Source organism: Lysinibacillus sp. GbtcB16 (assembly GCF_019091145.1).
GTDB lineage: Bacteria > Bacillota > Bacilli > Bacillales_A > Planococcaceae > Lysinibacillus > Lysinibacillus fusiformis.
Window position 1 is genome coordinate 1 of sequence record NZ_JAGXJV010000514.1, and the last position, 264, is coordinate 264.

1 protein-coding gene is annotated in these 264 nt (G+C 36.7%); it reads right to left on the reverse strand.

What is annotated here, in order from left to right; translation table 11 throughout:
- Positions 1–223, reverse strand: a 223-nt coding sequence (locus tag KVT27_RS25090) for a phage major tail protein, TP901-1 family (RefSeq protein WP_217582219.1), incomplete at its 3' end; no start/stop codon positions are given.
- Between the last annotated feature and the right edge of the window lie 41 nt (positions 224–264).

Sequence of the window (264 nt, forward strand, 5' to 3'; positions counted from 1 at the left end):
CTGTACAAATACCCTCAATATTTGTTGATTGCTTCACATCACCATAATCAGAGCCGCTCTTATCTTTTGTCTTCAGCTCTATTTCTCCAGCTTCAATTGATCGGGATCCTGAAGTTTGGTTAAAAAAACGAACTGTATTATTTGTTTTTCCATCAGGTTGCGGGATGTCAATCAAATACAGGGTCTCGGCCCCTTTAAACTCAGGTGCATTAGTTTTATTCATTATAGATTTCCCCCTCTAATTCCTAATTGTTATTGTTATAA